Here is a 16125-nt window from a genome sequence, read left to right on the forward strand (position 1 = left end):
CCTCAAGTACGTCAAGGGGCTGGCAACCTTCAGATCTGATTGGGATTTGATATGAGCTTTTGCATTTGCGCGATCTCACTATCGCACCGAAACACGGTGCCCGCCAATGCGTCCCGAGAGATTGGCTCGGTGCTGGGTGAAAGTGAGGCCAGCCATGGGGGATCTGCGGCCATCGGAAAATTTTGCGACAGGTCCAGTTGCCGATTGTCATTCGATCTAAAACATGAGTAAAAGAGTATTGTTATTGGATGACCTGCCCGTCGGATCCTCATGCCGGCCGGCCATCGGCATGGCCCCGCGACCGTGGCGGGGCGGGAGCAATGCAAATTGACCTGGGACATACAGGACCTGTTTCGAAAGCATGCGAGGGGCATCGCCCGCTCGCTTCGTCGTCGCGGCGTGAACGAAGACACGGCGGCCGACCTTACCCAGGATACCTTCGTGCGCGTCATTGCCAGCCCGCCGGCCAATGGCTCGCTGCGCCACAATCCCGAGGGCTATCTCTACGTTGTATCCCGCAATCTCGGCATCAACCACCTCAAGCGGGAACGTCTCGTTCCGCTGGTGGCCCTCGACCATGACATCGCGGAGACGATTGCCGATCCATCTCCTTCGGCCGAGCGCGTGGCCTATGCGCGGCAATGCCTCGTCATGACCCACACCGCGCTCGCCGAGCTGCCGGAACGCACGCGCCTCGCCTTCGAAATGCACCGACTGGGCGAGCGGACCATCGCCGAGGTGGCCGATGAACTCGGCATATCCACCACCCGCGCATGGAGCCTGATACGCGAGGCCTATCGGCACCTGATCACCCGGGTGGATCCGCTCTGAAAATTTCTTCGCCCGAGGGGAAAATCCGGCCGGTTCGATTGTATTGGTTAATGGGCCGATGCCATGCAGCAGGTGCGCGGGAAGGAATGCGAGATGAGTGAACCGGCATCAGAACAAGATCGTCTTCTCGACGAGGCGATCGACCTTGTCATCCGCCTGCAAAACGACCCGGACAATCCCGTGACGGTGGAGATGATCCAGACATGGCGTTCACGCGATCCGCGCCACGAAGTGGCATGGTCGCGGGTCGCCGCCGTGCATGGCGCATCCGGGCGGCTTTTGGAGGAAAAGCGTCGCATCGAACGTAGACAGAGCCTGGGCCTGACACGCCGCAACCTGGCCATCGGCGCGCTGGCAATCGGTGGCGGCACCTGCCTCGGTTACGGTGTGGTGCCATCGCTCATCGTCGCGGCACGTGCCGATTACGCCAGCGGGACTGGACAAACGCGCAACATCGCTCTGCCGGACGGCAGCATGGCCATCCTTGGCCCCGACAGCGCCATCCGCCTTCATTTCAGCGAGCGGGGGCGACGCATCGACCTGCTTGCCGGCATGGGATTTTTCGAGGTCGCGCCGGATCGCGAGCGCCCCTTCAGTGTCAGTACGGGGGATTGCCTTGCCACTGCGCTCGGAACCGCCTTCGATGTTAGCAACGATGCAGGGATCATATCCGTCTCAGTGGCGCACGGCAGCGTCGCGGTCAACGGTTTCGGCCGCGTGGCAGGACGCCAGGAGACGCTCGAAGCCGGGCAATGGCTTGTCTTCGACCCAGGCGCAGGCGGCCTCGACCGGGGTACGCGCGACACCGACCAGATCGCGGCCTGGCGCGATCGGCTGCTGATAGCCGAACGCGAAACCGTTGCCGCCCTGGTCGCCCGCATTTCACGCTGGGTACCCGGCCGCGTCGTGCTCGCGGACCCCTTCATCGCCGGACAGAAGGTTAGCGGCGTCTTCGACCTTGGCGAACCATTCGCCGCGCTGGAGGCGGTCGTTCACCCAACCGGCGCCCGGGTCCGGCGAATGTCATCGCTCTTGACCGTCGTTTCTCCGCTCTGAAAAAAAACTTGAGTCAAAAAGTGAAAATTTCCGCCGCCCGTTTGTAAAGCCTATGGGGACGTCGATCGGGGAGTACCGAGACGTCGTGTGAACAGGCATTGGAGTAGGGGCATGGCATACGTTTTGAAGAACTGGACGGCGAATGGGCGTCACCGCAAGTGGACTGCCGGACTGCTGCTGACAACGGCGCTCGCGACCGTGGCGCTTGCACCGGCTGCATCGTCTTGGGCCCAGAGCGCCGCCCGGGTGCAACTCGACATTCCGGTCGGCCCCCTTTCCCGCGCGCTCTCCACGTTCGGTCGTCAGACGGGGTTTCAGGTCACCTATCTCGCCTCATTTGCCTCGGGCAAATCCTCGCCCGGTTTCTCCGGCTCGGCGTCCGCGCAGGAGGCGCTGGCCGCCATCCTTCAGGGTTCCGGTCTTGTCTATTCCTTCCCCAATGCGACCACCGTGACGATTTCCCAGCCATCCGCCGACGCGGGGCCGGTCACGGCCGACGGCTCGACCCTGTTGTCGACGATCAATGTCGAGGGACAGGGACCGGCGGGCATCGCCGCACAGGCGAGCGCCGCTGGCACCAAGACCGATATTCCGCTTGTCGAGATTCCCCAGGCCGTCAGCGTCGTGACGCGCAAAGAACTCGACGAACGCAAGGTCAACGATCTCAATGACGCCGTGGCCTACACGCCCGGCATCCGCATGGTCGACTACACCTCCAATCAGGGGCTGCCGCTCGTCTACATGCGCGGCTTCTTTTCCCAGTCGCAGCGCACCTATTACCGCGACGGGCTTCGCAACGGCTTCAACCCCTACGACATGACGATTGAGCCCTATGGGCTGGAATCGATCAGCGTGCTCAAGGGACCGGCGAGTGCGCTCTACGGCGACGCCCTGCCGGGCGGACTGATCGACATGACCACCAAGCGCCCGACAGAAGAACGTTTCGGCGAGGTGCAGGTCGAATACGGTTCCTTCGACGAGAAGCAGATTGCGGTCGATTTCGGCGGCCCAGGCACAGAAGACGGTGCCGTGCTTTATCGCTTCACGGCTCTGAAGCGCGATGCCGACACTCAGGTCGACTACTCACCCAACGATGCACTCTACATCGCACCGGCACTGACCTGGAAGGCGGACGACGCCACCAGCCTGACGATCCTCGGCCAATACCAGGAGCAGACCCGAAGCGGATCGGAACAGAGCATTCCGCTCGACAACGCGACCTTCGGAAGTGGTTTCACCATTCCGAGCGCCTTCTATATGGGTGCGCCCGGCATTTCCGACTGGAACAGCAAGACCACCTCGATCGGATACAATTTCGAGCATGAATTCGACAATGGCTGGAAGCTCAACAACAATCTCCGATATACCCATTCGGAGCTGGACTTCGCCTCCTCCTGGATCTGGGATTGGCCGGTCGCCGTCGTTGACGACCATTACGTGAATGTCGGCCTGCAGCAGCGGCCGCGCACCTCTGACAGCGTCTTGTTCGACCTCAATCTCGCCGGCGCCGTGGAAACAGGCCCGCTCGTCCACGACCTGCTGCTCGGCGCCAGCTACGGTTATTCGAATATCCGCGAAACCCGGACCAATTCCACCAACTACAATCACATCGACATTCTCGATCCGAACTACGATTTCGATTACACCTACGGCCTGCCCTGGTCGGCCAGCAAGGAACTGGTGAGTCAGTTCGGGCTATACGCGCAGGACCAGATCAAATGGGATAACTGGATTCTGACCCTGAACGGCCGCTACGACTGGGTCGACATGACCACCTATGACTACTATTCGAAGACGGTTTACGCCGCTTATGGCTATACCGATACGAAGTCCACTGAGGAGGCGAACGCATTTACCGGCCGTATTGGCCTCGCTTATACCTTCGAAAACGGCTTCGTGCCCTATGCCAGCTATTCCACATCGTTCGAGCCGGCGAGCGGAACGGACTACAACGGTAACACCTTCGAGCCGACCACCGGTACGCAGCATGAAGTCGGCCTGAAATACCAGCCTCTCGGCTGGAACGGCTTCTTCTCGGTCGCGCTTTTCGATCTGACTCAGCAGAATGTCACCACCACCGACCCGAACCATTCGGGCTACTCGGTGCAGCAGGGCGAGATCCGCTCGCGAGGGCTTGAGCTGGAGGCGAAGGGCGAAATCGCCGATGGCTGGAGCTTCGTCGCCAGCTATGCCTATACCAACGCGGAGGTCACCAAGGACAATCCCGACAGCTCGGGCATCAGCGAGGTCGGCACGCATGTGAAGGCGGTTCCCTATCACACCGCGTCCCTGTGGCTGAACTACGCCTTTGAGGACCCGATGGTCGAGGGGCTCTCGATCGGTAGCGGCATTCGCTATGTCGGCGGCTCCTACACCGCCATGGACAGCTCCACCGGCACACAGACGAGGATACCTGGCTACACCTTGATCGACGCCGCGGTGACCTACGATTTCGGCCGCAAATCACCGGATCTCGACGGCCTGATGTTAGCGCTCAGCGGCACCAACCTCACGGACGAGCGCTATTACACGCCGGGCTTCTATTCGAACTCGGTGCTGGACGGCAAACGCCGTACCATCAAGGCAACCCTCAACTATCGCTGGTAGGCGTGGTGACCGTGCCGACCACATCAGCATCCACCTCCGGCGGTCCCGCGCGAAGCGGCCGCCGGGCCCTGCTCCTCGGACTTTGCGCGCTCGCGGTCAGTCCGGGCGCCGCTCAAGCGGTGCTCGGCCCGCGCGTGGCCGCGCTCGACTGGGCCTCGGCGCTCAACCTGCTGCATCTCGGCATCACGCCGATCGTCGCGCCGGAGAAAATGCGCTACGCCACCTTCGTCGTCGATCCGCCACTGCCGGAAAGCGTCGTCGAGATTGGCCTGAGGGCGGAGCCCAGCCTCGAACTGCTGAACCGACTGAAGCCAGACATTGTAGTGATGAACGAGGAACTGGTCGCGCTCGAGCCACGCGTCGCCCACATCGCGCCGGTATTGCGCTTTCAGCCGCTGGCGCGTGGCAAGGGGATCGATCAGCTCACCCACGGCCTCACGACGCTGATGATGCTTGCCTCCGAACTTGGCGTGTCCGATCGGGCACGGAAATTTGAGGCGGATCTCGACGCCGGAATGGCGCGGTCGAGACTACGGCTCAAGGACTATGACGGGCGACCGCTTTATCTCGCGACGCTGCTCGACCCAGGCCGCTGTCTGATCTTTGCCAACAATTCTCTTTACCAATCGGTTCTCGACCGTCTCGGCCTCGACAACGCCTGGCGTGGCGCCGGCTCGGCCTTCGGTCATCTGACGGTAACACTCGATACGCTCACCGATTCGGACGCCCGACTCGTGACAATCGGCGACTTGGCGCTGGTCAAGGCGGCGCTCGCGATGCGCCTGCCGGTGCTGTCGAGCCTGCCGGCGGTCGCCGCGGCGCGCGTGGCTCCCATCGACCAGTCATTATTCTACGGCGGCGCGCCGGCCGCGTTGCGGTTCGCGGAGCAGCTCTCCATCGGCCTGCAAAAAAAGACATGACCGTGACAGTCGCACGCCCCATCCACCAGCCCGCCAGCGCAGCCGAGCGCCTCGGCCGCTGGCTCATTCTCGCGGCGCTCACGCTTGCCGCCCTTTTGCTCCTGCATCACAATCTGGCACGGCTGGTCCCGGCCGACCAGTGGATGCGCCTGTGGCGCCAGCCTGACCCAGCGGCCACCGCCGAAATGATCGCGCTCTACGGCTTTCTCCCGCGTGCCGCGATGGCGATTCTGGCGGGAGCGGGGCTCGCCTTTTCCGGAACGATCCTGCAACATGTCCTGCGCAATCCGCTGGCCGAACCGACGACGCTCGGCGTCGCCGCCGGCGCGCAGCTTGCGCTTACAGTTGCGACATTGTTCGCCCCGTGGGCCATGCTGTTCGGCCGGGAATGGGTGGCGCTCGTCGGCGCGGGTGTTGCCTTCGCGACGGTGCTAGGGCTCTCCGCGTCTCGCGCCTTGTCGCCGGTCACCGTGACGCTGGTCGGCCTTATCATCAGCCTCTATTGCGGCATGGCCGGTGCCGTGCTGTCCCTGTTTCATCACGACCTTCTGATCGGCCTTTTCCTGTGGGGCGCCGGCTATCTCGATCAGAACGGCTGGGCCGCGACGTGGTTCATTACCGTGCGCATCATCCCTCTGGTCGCGGTCGGCCTTCTTCTCATGCGCCCGATGACCCTACTCGGTCTCACCGACGAGGCCGCCCGTGGACTCGGGCTTTCCGTCGTCTGGTTTCGCCTCGCAGCGATGGCGGTCGCCGTCGCCATAACGGCGGTCATCGTCTCGTCGGTCGGCGTCATCTCCTTCGTCGGGCTCGCGGCGCCGGCGATCGTGAGGCTGGCGGGCATACGCCGGCTGAGCGCGCAACTCGCCTGGTCGCTCGCCGCCGGTGCCCTGCTGCTGCTGCTGACCGACCAGTTGATCCTGCTATTGCCAACCACCTACAGGGCCTTTCCGACGGGCGCCATGACGGCCTTACTCGGCGCGCCGGTGCTGATCGCCCTGCTCCCGCGCCTGAAAGCGGCCGAGCCACCGGCAATAGCCAACGGCGAGCGCGTCAGGCGGGTGTCGAGGCCTGGGCTGGCGCTCGCCATCCTCGGAATTCTGGTTGTCATCACCTTCGCGCTCAGCCTCTCCATCGCGGGAGGAGTGGAGGGACCTCTCTTCGGATACTGGGACGAGATCCGTGATTTCCGCCTGCCGCGGACACTCTCTGCCTTTGCCGGCGGCATGGCGCTGGCGATCGCCGGGACGATCCTGCAACGACAGACCGGCAATCCGCTTGCGGCGCCGGAGGTGCTGGGCGTTTCCTCGGGCGGCATACTCGGCACGGTCGCGGTGATGTTCCTGGTTTCCGGCGCCGGGCGCGGCACCCAGATGCTCGGCGGCGGCGCCGGTTGCGCGACGGTCATGTTGTTTCTCCTGCTTATGACCAGGCGAAACGCCTTGTCCGGCCAGCGCCTCCTGCTCGCGGGGATCGCCTTGAGTTCGATCACGGGCCTCGTCGTCGCCGTTCTGAGAACCTTCCAGGACCCGCGACTTGGGCAATTGCTGGCGTGGCTGTCGGGATCGACCTACCAGACCGACCTTAAGGAGGCGCTGTCGACACTTGGGGTTGCGCTCCTGGGCCTCGCCGCGCTTCCGTTCCTGCGGCGCTGGTTGACGATCCTGCCGCTTGGCGGCACCGTCGTGCGCTCGCTCGGCCTTTCGGGCCGGATCGTATCGCTGAGCCTGCTCGGCCTTGTCGCGCTCCTGAGCGCGGCGGCGACCATTTCCATCGGTCCGCTCAGCTTCGTTGGTGTCATGGGGCCTCATTTTGCCCGCCGCGCGGGTCTCGCGGGACCGCAATACGAGATGCCTGGCGCCGCCCTGTTCGGCGGTCTCGTGCTTATGATCGCCGACCTGATCGGCCGGGTGGTGATCTTCCCCTACAACATCCCCGCGGGATTGCTGACCACCGTCATCGGCGCGCCGGTCCTGCTCCTGCTGATGAGCAGGAAGTCGCGGTGACAGCAGACATGGACAACCGCTTGCGCCTGCTGCGCGTCCGCGACAGCCGACGGATCGCTCACGCCCCGCTGCGCCGGCATTTTAAAAGCACCGATCTCGAGCCTCCGGAAATCCGTCGAAACGGCCGACCGGTGGTCTCCTCGGCGGGAAACATTGCCATACGCTATTACATTATCTGAAGGATTGATCCCGCCGCACGATCGCTGGCAATCGGGGTGTGGTCCATGACGTCGCCGGCCCCTACGGCTTCGCGCCCCGGCTGGCCCCGACCATGTTGCTCGCAGGAGATGGAACACAGCGGCCGGCAATCGCCCGCGTGGCGGAACAATTGCCACCGGACACCGAAGGCGAAATCCTGATCGATATCACCGCCCATGACGTGCGCTCTCTCTTTTCCGCAGCTCCCCCGGATGCGCTTGCGCCGGATTGATGCCAGAGCGGCCGAATTGCAGAACGCGGTTCGCCATGCGGTGCCCACGCATTCGGATCAAGCCGACGATTGCTCCGTCAGGTTCGTCGGCGAATATGGCGCGGTGCTAGCGCTGAAGGCCGAGATGGAGGCGCATAGCGGAAATCATTTCCGAAACGGGGCCGTGAGAAGACAGTCCGATTCTGTCCCAAGATCGATGGAAGCGGACATTATGCTCCGAACGAACCGCCCCTCGTGTCGGCGACAGGGTCATTGCGAAACGGCTACGACCACCTTGCCCTTGGCGCGCCCGGTTTCGACGTAGGCCAAGGCCTCAGGCGTCTGCGCAAAGGGAAAGACCTTGTCGACGACCGGACGGATCACACCCGAGTCGATCAACTTGGCGACCTCGCCCAGTTGCTGACCTTCTGCGCGCATGAAGAGGAAGGAATAGTCGATGTCGCGGCTCTTTGCCTTCTTCAGGATGCTGCGGCTGAGCATACGTATTATGAATCGGAAGAACAGGTTCAGCTTCAGCGACTTGGCAAATGGAACGTCCGGAGGGCCGGAGATCGAGATCAACTTTCCGCCGGGTTTCAGGACGTTCACCGACTTTGCCAGCGTCTTGGCATCCTGGCTGTTCAGCACCAGATCGTATCCGGACAGCACCTGCTCGAAGTCCTGGTTCCGGTAGTCGATCACCACATCAGCACCGAGGCTTTTGACGAGTTCGGCATTCGCAGTGCTGGTGGTAGTCGCCACGGTAGCACCGAGATGTTTGGCAAGCTGGATGGCAAAGGTGCCGACGCCGCCGGACCCGGCCTGGATGAACACCTTCTGCCCGGGCTTGACCTTGCCCACCTCGACGAGTGCCTGCCATGCGGTCAGTCCGACCAGCGGGATCGACGCGGCCTGCTCCATGGAAAGGGTGGTCGGCTTCAAGGCGAGGTCTGCGGCATCGACCGCAATCATCTCCGCAAAGGTACCGGCCCTAAGATCGCGCGGGCGGCCATAGACCTCGTCGCCAGCCTTGAACTGTCGGACATTGGCGCCGACACGCAGGACCGTTCCGGCCAGATCGTGACCCAGAATGAAGGGCGGGCGATAGGGCAGGAACAGCTTGAATTCCCCGTCACGGACCTTGGAATCGAGAAGGTTGATGGCGGTGGCGTGGATCCGAACCAGCACATCATTGGCACCGATCTGAGGATCGGGCATGTCGGCCAGACGTAGCGGGCCCTCTTTCTTGTATTTGTCGACAACGAAAGCTTTCACGGGTGTTCTCCAGTGTGAAACGGCTATCAGATCAGGCAGCCAGGAAAGCCAGGGCCTTCGGCACGAATTCGTCATGATATTGGAAGATGCCGCCATGGCCTGCATCCTTGTATATCACCAGCTCCGCATCCGGGATACGGCGGGCCATGTCGTGGCTGTTGGATGTCGGCACCATGATATCGTGATCACCATTGGCTACCAGAACAGGGATACGAATGCCTTCTAAATCCTGCGGCGCCTGACCGCCCCAGGCCTTGATCGCCGCAAGCTGGCGCAGGAAGGCACGCGGCGTCGGGCCTTTGTCGCGATCCCTCCTGCGTTCCTTCAGGCTTGCCAGAAAGCCCTTCGCCGCGTGCCGGCCATTGGCAGAGGAGGTGAAAGACAGATAGGTCTTCGGATCGCGCAATGTCAGCATGCCCTTGAGGATCAACGGCCAGGAGACCGCCCCGACCTTCGCGATACCTTCACCGCCGGCAGGGCCGGTACCGGTGAGGATCAGTTTGCGCACCAGAGCAGGGGCTTTGAGAGCAATATCCTGCGCCACGAAGCCACCAAGGGAAAAGCCCATCAGATCAATCGTCTCAAAGCCCAGCTTGCGGATGACGGCCATCATGTCGCGGGCCATTTCATCGATCGTCACCGGGGCAGTTCCACCGGAAAGGCCGATCCCTTTGTAATCCAGCGCAATTATGTGGTGAGAGGTTGCTAGTCCATCGACGATCCGCGGGTCGAAGTTGTCGAGAACCGCACCCCAATGATTGAGCAAAACCAGCGGGACGCCGCCAGGCGAACCAAGTTCCCGATAGGCAAACCGGGTATTGGCCACAGTCACGAAGCGGTTGGCGGCATCACGGTAGCGTTGTTTGGTTGCGGCCGCGGGAGATGTGTATGTCAAGATGGGACTGCCTTGCCCGCGCACGGGCGCATGGTTGGGAGAAGCCGGTGTCAGGCGATGTTGAACTGTTTGCGGAGAATGCGATCGAACAACCCGCGGGGGAGGAAGCGCCGGGCAACGGACGTCTGCCGTGCCGCGCTGCCTGATGGGTAGCGTAGCCGTGGCTTCCGGGCCTGGGCTGCTGCAAGGATTGTTTCGGCGACATTGTCTGCCGTATCGCCGTTCGCCATGGCCGTGTTGAACGCTGCCTGGTACCTGGCGAACGTCTCGCGATAGGCTGCCACCGGACGGTCGCCTTGCGGCGAGTTGGTCTCGATGGACGTCTTTGTCGCCCATGGCTCGATCACGGCCACCCGGATACCGAACGCACGCACCTCATGGTCCAGCGATTCCGAATAGCCTTCGATCGCGTGCTTGCTCGCCGTGTAATAAGCGCCGAATGGCCCTGGAATCAGCCCAACGACGGAGCCAATGTTCAAAATCCGCCCATAGGCTTGCCTGCGCATGATCGGCAGGACTTCGTTCGTCACCCGCACCACTCCCAGAAAGTTGGTGTCGAAGAGTGCGCGAACCTGCTCGACCGAGCTCTCCTCCGCTGCCCCGGACACGGCATAGCCGGCATTGTTGACCAGGAGGTCGATGCGACCGAGCTCCGCATGTGCCAGCGCCACCGCCTCGACGACAGACGTATCCGAAGTCACGTCGCAGGCGATCATGCGGATACCATTGCGGACCTCTCCCGGTGCCGCCTTGCGGCTGGTGCCGATGACGCGATAGCCCGCCCGGATGAGGGCGAGTGCAGCAGCCTTGCCGATGCCGCTGGAGGCGCCGGTGACGAATGCAGTCTTCTGTCCTTTTGATGCGATGCTGGTCATGGTCTGGTTCTCGATCTGGCAGGCGACATTGGCCGCGATGCCTTTGATTGTGAGGGGGTCGTGGTCACTTGATGATGGGGGCCGCACCGAGGCATGGCCCCTGATGGCTCAAACGCCGGACGCTTGGTCGAAACGGGGATAATCCGTGTAACCCGCAGCGCCGCCGCCATAGATCGTCGCCGGATTGATCTCAGCCAAGGGCGCGCCGCTTTGCAGCCGTTCCACGAGATCCGGATTGGCGATGAACAGGCGTCCGAAGGCGATCAGATCCGCCTTGCCCTCGGCGAGATGCGCGGTTGCAAGTTGAAGATCGTAGCCATTGTTGGCGATGTAGGTTCTGCTGAAGCGACGGCGCAGTGATCCGTAGTCGAACGGCGCAACATCGCGCGGGCCGCCGGTCGCGCCTTCGGCGACATGGATATAGGCGATGCCGAGCGCATCGAGCTGATCGACGATATAATCGTACTGCGCCTGGGGATCGCTGGCCGAAATGCCGTTGGCGGGCGAGACCGGCGAAATCCGGATCCCGGTGCGCTCCGGCCCGATTTCCTGCGCCACCGCAGCGGTCACTTCAAGCATCAGACGGGCGCGGTTTTCCACGGATCCGCCATAGGCATCGGTGCGGACATTGGCGCCGTCCTTGGCGAACTGCTCCAGCAGATAGCCGTTGGCGCCATGGACCTCGACACCATCGAAACCGGCCTTGATGGCATTGGCGGCAGCCTTGCGGAAGTCGTCTACGATGCCCGGAAGCTCATCAAGCTCAAGCGCACGCGGCTCGGAGACGTCAGCGAAACCGTTATTCAGGAACGTCTTGGTCGCGGCGCGGATCGCTGAGGGTGCGACCGGTGCGTCACCGCCAAGAAGATCGACATGGCTGACACGACCGACATGCCATAGCTGAACGAAGATCCGTCCGCCCTTGGCATGAACCGCGTCTGTGACCTTTTGCCAGCCCGCGATCTGATCCGGTGTGTAGAGCCCGGGCGTGTCCTGGTATCCCTGGGCCTGCTTCGAGACCTGGGTTGCTTCGGTAATGATAAGTCCGGCGCTCGCGCGCTGGGCATAATATTCCGCGGCGAACTCGCTCGGCACCAGGCCCGCACCAGCGCGATTGCGTGTCAGCGGCGCCATGACGATGCGGTTTGCAACGGGGATGGCGCCAAGGGTGGCGGGTTCGTAAAGTGTAGTCTTGATCATGTTGTACCTATGAGGTTTCATTTTCTGGGGCGTGGGCTCGCTGACTGGCTAAAGCTCAGGCCTGCGTACGATAGCGTTCGGCAGGAAGCGCATTGACGAGATTGCCGAGCATGGATTTGCGTGCGCCATCGAGCGCATCCCACTGACCGCCGTCATGAAGCGGCGGGATGGTGACCGGTTCGCGGCGGTCGAAGCCGACCAGGGCCGCATCCACCAGATCGCCCACTTCCATGACATTGCTCATGGCGTCGACGTCGGCGCCGACATGATCCCAGATCTCGGTGCGGGTGGTGGCAGGAAGCACGGCCTGGACGTAGACGCCCTTGGGGCCAAGTTCGTGGGCAAGCCCCTGCGACAGGAACTGCACGAAGGCCTTCGTCGCGCCGTAGACGGTCATGCCGAATTCTGGCGCCAGACCAACGACCGAACCGATATTGATGATCGCGCCTTCGCCAGCCTTGGCGAGACGGGGAGCAATGGCGCCGGCAAGCCGGACGAGCGCGGTTGCGTTGAGGGCGATAAGCTTGCTCATGTCATCGATGCTCTGTTCGATGAAGGTTCCGCCGATTGCCGTTCCGGCATTGTTGACGAGGATGCCGATGCGCGCATCGTCCCGCAGCCTGGTCTCGACCTTGGCAAGATCCTCAGCCTTGGTGAGGTCGGCCGGGAGGATATCGATCGTTACCCCGGTTTCCTGGCGCAGACGGTTCGCAAGCGCGTTCAAACGAACCACGTCTCGTGCGACCAGCACGAGGTCATGTCCGCGTCGCGCGAACCGCTCGGCATAGGTGGCACCAATGCCCGTAGAGGCGCCGGTAATCAGGACTGCGGAAACTTGGCTCATCGGATTGCTCTTTTCTGTAACTGACCCTATATTCATGATAGTCATCATGATTGAAATTAAATATGATAGTCATCATGTAAATGTCAACGGGCGTTGCGGAGAATTTTTGAGATGAAGGTCAGCCGAGAACAGATGGCGGAAAACCGTCGCCGGATACTGGACGTCGCCAGCCGGTTGTTCAAAGACAAGGGGTTCGATGCGGTCAGCGTCGCGGAGGTGATGAAAGCCGCCGGCATGACCCATGGCGGATTCTATGGACATTTCAGCTCAAAGGACGATCTGGTGGCCCAAACGCTGGCGCATGCGCTTGCCGCAGACAGTGTCGGAGACGGCGATTTCAGCGGTTTTGTCCGCTCCTACCTGGCGCCTCGACACCGGGATAACGCCGGGAATGGATGCCCGACGGCAGGTCTCTCAGCCGCCATTCGTCACCAGACGCCTGCCGCAAAAGCCGCCATGACCGAAGGTCTGCGCTCCCAGATTGCGCGTATTGAGCAGGCGCTGCTGGATGAAGGTGCAGCCGACAAGCGCCGTGCGGCGATCGGAAGCTGGGCAGCAATGGTCGGAGCCGTCATCCTCGCGAGAGCGGTCGATGACCCTGAATTGTCTGATGAGGTTCTTGAGCAGACGCGCGCTTGGATTGACGCTCAGGTCGAGTAGGAGCAAGTGAAAGGGCGGATTTCGAGTGCCTAATCTACGTCTGCTTTGAGGATACGCTCGAACTTCACGTGACGGCAGAAAATGGGGGCGCGAAGCTGCCCCCGGCAAATGCCAACTTCACCTCCGGCTCTGCACTCACGAGCGAAAATTATTGCCGCTCGACCGCTCGTATTGCCTGATGCCCAAAGCCAGGGCACAAAGATGGCATCCACTTTCGCTCGCTATGCTCACCCCGTAGGCATTGCAGGTGCTATCGCAGGGGGGATGGCCCCGTGACCGATGCCCTGTCTCGACCCAGTGCGCTTTCGCTCAAGAGGGCCTCGCCGATATAATCCCTGAAGGCGCGGACACGCCGCGGGAGTTGACGGCGGGGAGGATGGACGAGATGGACCGGGGTGCCGGGCGCGTCCTGGCCGCTCAAGACCTGGACCAGAGCGCCTGAGCGCACAGCCTGGCGCGCGTAGATCTCCGGGGCTTGCGCGATACCGATGCCAGCAATCGCAGCATCAACCAGCGCCTCGCCATTGGTGAAGGTGGCGACGGCCCCGCGGGTGTCGATTGCAATATCGCCGACGGCAGCCGCATAGACCATGGGTCGGTGCCGGCCAGAGGGCGGCAGGTAGGCGATCAGCCGATGCGAAAGAAGGTCGTTCGGCACCTGCGGACGACCATGGCGGATGAGGCAGTCCGGACATGCATAGGTTCCCTGACGCAGAAATCCGAGCGGTTTTGCGACCAGATCCTCGTTTGAGAGATGGCCCACGCGCAAAGCCAGATCGGCGCCTTCCGCGATAAGGTTCACATGATGGTCATTCATGCGAACCTCGACCTTGAGCTTCGGATGATCCGCAAGAAAGCGACCGAGCAAGGGCAGGATGAGCGCGCGCCCGAGCGAGACCGGCATTTCGAGGCGTATCACGCCACTGAGTTCGTCCGGGTCTTTCAGAAGCGCGCTCTGCATGTCGTCCAGTTCATCCGCCCACCTGCTGGCCCGCGCATAAAGCAGGCTCCCCTCCTCCGTCAGTTTTACGCTGCGCGTGGTGCGGTGAAACAGGCGCACGCCCAGCCGGTCCTCCAAGCGGGCGATCGATTTGGACGTGGCCGAGGATGCCTGACCGAGCGATTCCGCCGCCCGGCTGAAGCTCAACGCTTCCGCGACGCGCAGGAATTCCTCCATCCCGGCGGCCTTGTGCTGCAAACGCCGATTGCTGACCATGGGGAACAAGTCTCCTGAATTCTGATCGAATTGTTATTTATGAGTAGATGAATACCCTGCCGCCATCTACAACAAAAAGGACTAAACCCATGAAAGCTGTGATCGCGACCGAACAGGGAAGCGCGGACGTGCTTCGTCTCACCGATTTACCGAAACCGACACCCGGCCCCGGAGAGGTTCTCGTGCGGATCCGGGCGACGAGCGTCAATCCGATCGATACCAAGGTTCGAAAGGCAAAGCTGCCGATGACGCCGGCCTTGTTTCCCGCCGTGCTCGGCACCGATTTTGCCGGAACGGTCGAGGCTGTCGGTCCCGGCGTTACGCGTTTTTCTGCGCAGGATGACGTTTACGGCTTTGCCGGGGGCTTCCGCGGCCCGAACGGCGATCTTCCCGGAGCGCTTGCAGATTATGCCGTGGTCGACGCGGATCTCATTGCCCGCAAGCCCGGCAATGTCGATTTCCGCAGCGCTGCTGCCCTGCCACTCACGGCAACCACTGCCTGGATGGCGCTGTTTGACAAGGTGAGGATCACGCCCGCCAGCCGGGTGTTGATCACGGGTGGCGCGGGTGGCGTCGGCTATCCGGCCGTACAACTCGCCCATGCCGCCGGCGCACACGTCGTTGCCGTCACGCGGTCCGCCGAGAGTGCCGAAGCCGCGATCTTTGCCGGTGCCGGCGCCTGCGTCGATCTGGCCGTCACCACAGCGCAGGAAATTGTCGAGGACCACACGGATGGCCAGGGCTTCGACGTGATCTTCGATACGGTCGGTGGCGCATCGCTCGACGCGGCCTTCCAGATGATCAAGCCGACAGGTGATGTGGTGACCGTGGTCGGGGCTGCAAGCCACAACCTTGCGCCGCTCTATCTGAAGGGTGCCAACCTGCACATGGTTCTGGTCCTCGTTCCGATCATGTTCGGCACGGCACGACCGCAACAGGGCGAAATACTCGAAAAGATAGCCCTGCTCGTCGAGGAGGGCAAGCTCACGCCGCGGATCGATCCGCAGCGCTTCGCCCTCGAAGATGCTGCTGACGCCCATCGCAAGCTGGAAGCAGGGGACGCCAAGGGCAAGCTGATCATCGACATCTAACGGCCTCCAAGCATCGCAAAATCTGCCGCAGCCGGATTTTGGAATATCCATGTTGCCGGTCTCCGGCACGTCCTGGAGCAGGCGCTGCCCGCAAGTAAATTGTGGGTGGCGCCCCGCCGGAGCGGCGACAAGACGCCGGTCATCGGCCTTGCGACCGGGCATTTGCTGAAGTCTCCGCGACTGAAGGGGAAAGGTTGCGCAATCCAAACCGATTGAAGAATACGGGGATGGCAGCGTCCG

15 protein-coding genes are annotated in these 16125 nt (G+C 62.4%); 9 read left to right on the top strand and 6 right to left on the bottom strand.

Annotated features, from left to right (window positions below):
• Positions 1 to 327: 327 nt before the first annotated feature.
• The 7 genes from ACQQ2Q_RS04410 (at position 328) to ACQQ2Q_RS04440 (ending at position 7850) form a co-directional block, all read left to right on the top strand.
• A complete protein-coding gene (locus ACQQ2Q_RS04410; RefSeq protein ID WP_428185805.1) occupies positions 328 to 831 on the top strand; it encodes an RNA polymerase sigma factor in 504 nt (167 codons plus the stop codon).
• 93 nt (positions 832 to 924) lie between these two features.
• Positions 925 to 1887, top strand: coding sequence for a FecR family protein (locus ACQQ2Q_RS04415; protein WP_428185806.1), 963 nt, complete (start codon positions 925 to 927; stop codon positions 1885 to 1887).
• A 111-nt stretch (positions 1888 to 1998) separates the two neighbouring features.
• A complete protein-coding gene (locus tag ACQQ2Q_RS04420; RefSeq protein ID WP_428185807.1) occupies positions 1999 to 4494 on the top strand; it encodes a TonB-dependent siderophore receptor in 2496 nt (831 codons plus the stop codon).
• A 5-nt stretch (positions 4495 to 4499) separates the two neighbouring features.
• Positions 4500 to 5414, top strand: a complete 915-nt coding sequence (locus ACQQ2Q_RS04425) for an ABC transporter substrate-binding protein (RefSeq protein WP_428185808.1) — start codon at positions 4500 to 4502, stop codon at positions 5412 to 5414.
• Positions 5411 to 7420, top strand: coding sequence for a Fe(3+)-hydroxamate ABC transporter permease FhuB (gene fhuB / locus ACQQ2Q_RS04430; protein ID WP_428185809.1), 2010 nt, complete (start codon positions 5411 to 5413; stop codon positions 7418 to 7420). Before ACQQ2Q_RS04425 ends, fhuB begins: the two co-directional genes overlap by 4 nt.
• Entirely contained in the window at positions 7417 to 7599 is a 183-nt protein-coding gene (locus tag ACQQ2Q_RS04435; RefSeq protein WP_428185810.1) for a hypothetical protein, read from the top strand. Before fhuB ends, ACQQ2Q_RS04435 begins: the two co-directional genes overlap by 4 nt.
• Positions 7600 to 7637: 38 nt before the next feature.
• Positions 7638 to 7850: an SIP domain-containing protein gene (locus ACQQ2Q_RS04440; RefSeq protein WP_428185811.1), complete on the top strand. Its 213-nt coding sequence runs from the start codon at positions 7638 to 7640 to the stop codon at positions 7848 to 7850.
• 249 nt (positions 7851 to 8099) lie between these two features.
• Here the strand turns inward: ACQQ2Q_RS04440 and ACQQ2Q_RS04445 are convergent, their stop codons facing one another.
• From ACQQ2Q_RS04445 to ACQQ2Q_RS04465, 5 genes are all read right to left on the bottom strand, one after another.
• Positions 8100 to 9104: an NADP-dependent oxidoreductase gene (locus tag ACQQ2Q_RS04445; protein ID WP_428185812.1), complete on the bottom strand. Its 1005-nt coding sequence runs from the start codon at positions 9102 to 9104 to the stop codon at positions 8100 to 8102.
• A 31-nt stretch (positions 9105 to 9135) separates the two neighbouring features.
• The gene (locus ACQQ2Q_RS04450; protein ID WP_428185813.1) at positions 9136 to 9999 is read right to left on the bottom strand and encodes an alpha/beta fold hydrolase; all 864 of its coding nucleotides are present in this window, start codon (positions 9997 to 9999) and stop codon (positions 9136 to 9138) included.
• A 50-nt stretch (positions 10000 to 10049) separates the two neighbouring features.
• Positions 10050 to 10874, bottom strand: a complete 825-nt coding sequence (locus tag ACQQ2Q_RS04455) for an oxidoreductase (protein WP_428185814.1) — start codon at positions 10872 to 10874, stop codon at positions 10050 to 10052.
• Positions 10875 to 10982: 108 nt separating this feature from the next.
• Positions 10983 to 12074 (bottom strand): alkene reductase, encoded by a 1092-nt coding sequence (locus tag ACQQ2Q_RS04460; protein ID WP_428185815.1) that lies wholly within the window; start codon positions 12072 to 12074, stop codon positions 10983 to 10985.
• A gap of 55 nt (positions 12075 to 12129) precedes the next feature.
• Complete coding sequence (locus ACQQ2Q_RS04465) at positions 12130 to 12918, bottom strand: SDR family NAD(P)-dependent oxidoreductase (RefSeq protein ID WP_428185816.1); 789 nt, start codon at positions 12916 to 12918, stop codon at positions 12130 to 12132.
• A gap of 111 nt (positions 12919 to 13029) precedes the next feature.
• On the opposite strand from ACQQ2Q_RS04465, the gene ACQQ2Q_RS04470 reads away from it, so the two are divergent.
• Positions 13030 to 13578 (top strand): TetR/AcrR family transcriptional regulator, encoded by a 549-nt coding sequence (locus ACQQ2Q_RS04470; RefSeq protein ID WP_428185817.1) that lies wholly within the window; start codon positions 13030 to 13032, stop codon positions 13576 to 13578.
• 250 nt (positions 13579 to 13828) lie between these two features.
• On the opposite strand, the gene ACQQ2Q_RS04475 is transcribed toward ACQQ2Q_RS04470, so the two are convergent.
• Positions 13829 to 14794: a LysR family transcriptional regulator gene (locus ACQQ2Q_RS04475; protein WP_428185818.1), complete on the bottom strand. Its 966-nt coding sequence runs from the start codon at positions 14792 to 14794 to the stop codon at positions 13829 to 13831.
• Between the two features lie 89 nt (positions 14795 to 14883).
• On the opposite strand from ACQQ2Q_RS04475, the gene ACQQ2Q_RS04480 reads away from it, so the two are divergent.
• Positions 14884 to 15885: a zinc-dependent alcohol dehydrogenase family protein gene (locus ACQQ2Q_RS04480; RefSeq protein ID WP_428185819.1), complete on the top strand. Its 1002-nt coding sequence runs from the start codon at positions 14884 to 14886 to the stop codon at positions 15883 to 15885.
• Positions 15886 to 16125: the final 240 nt, after the last annotated feature.

Source organism: Agrobacterium sp. ES01 (assembly GCF_050320885.1).
GTDB lineage: Bacteria > Pseudomonadota > Alphaproteobacteria > Rhizobiales > Rhizobiaceae > Allorhizobium.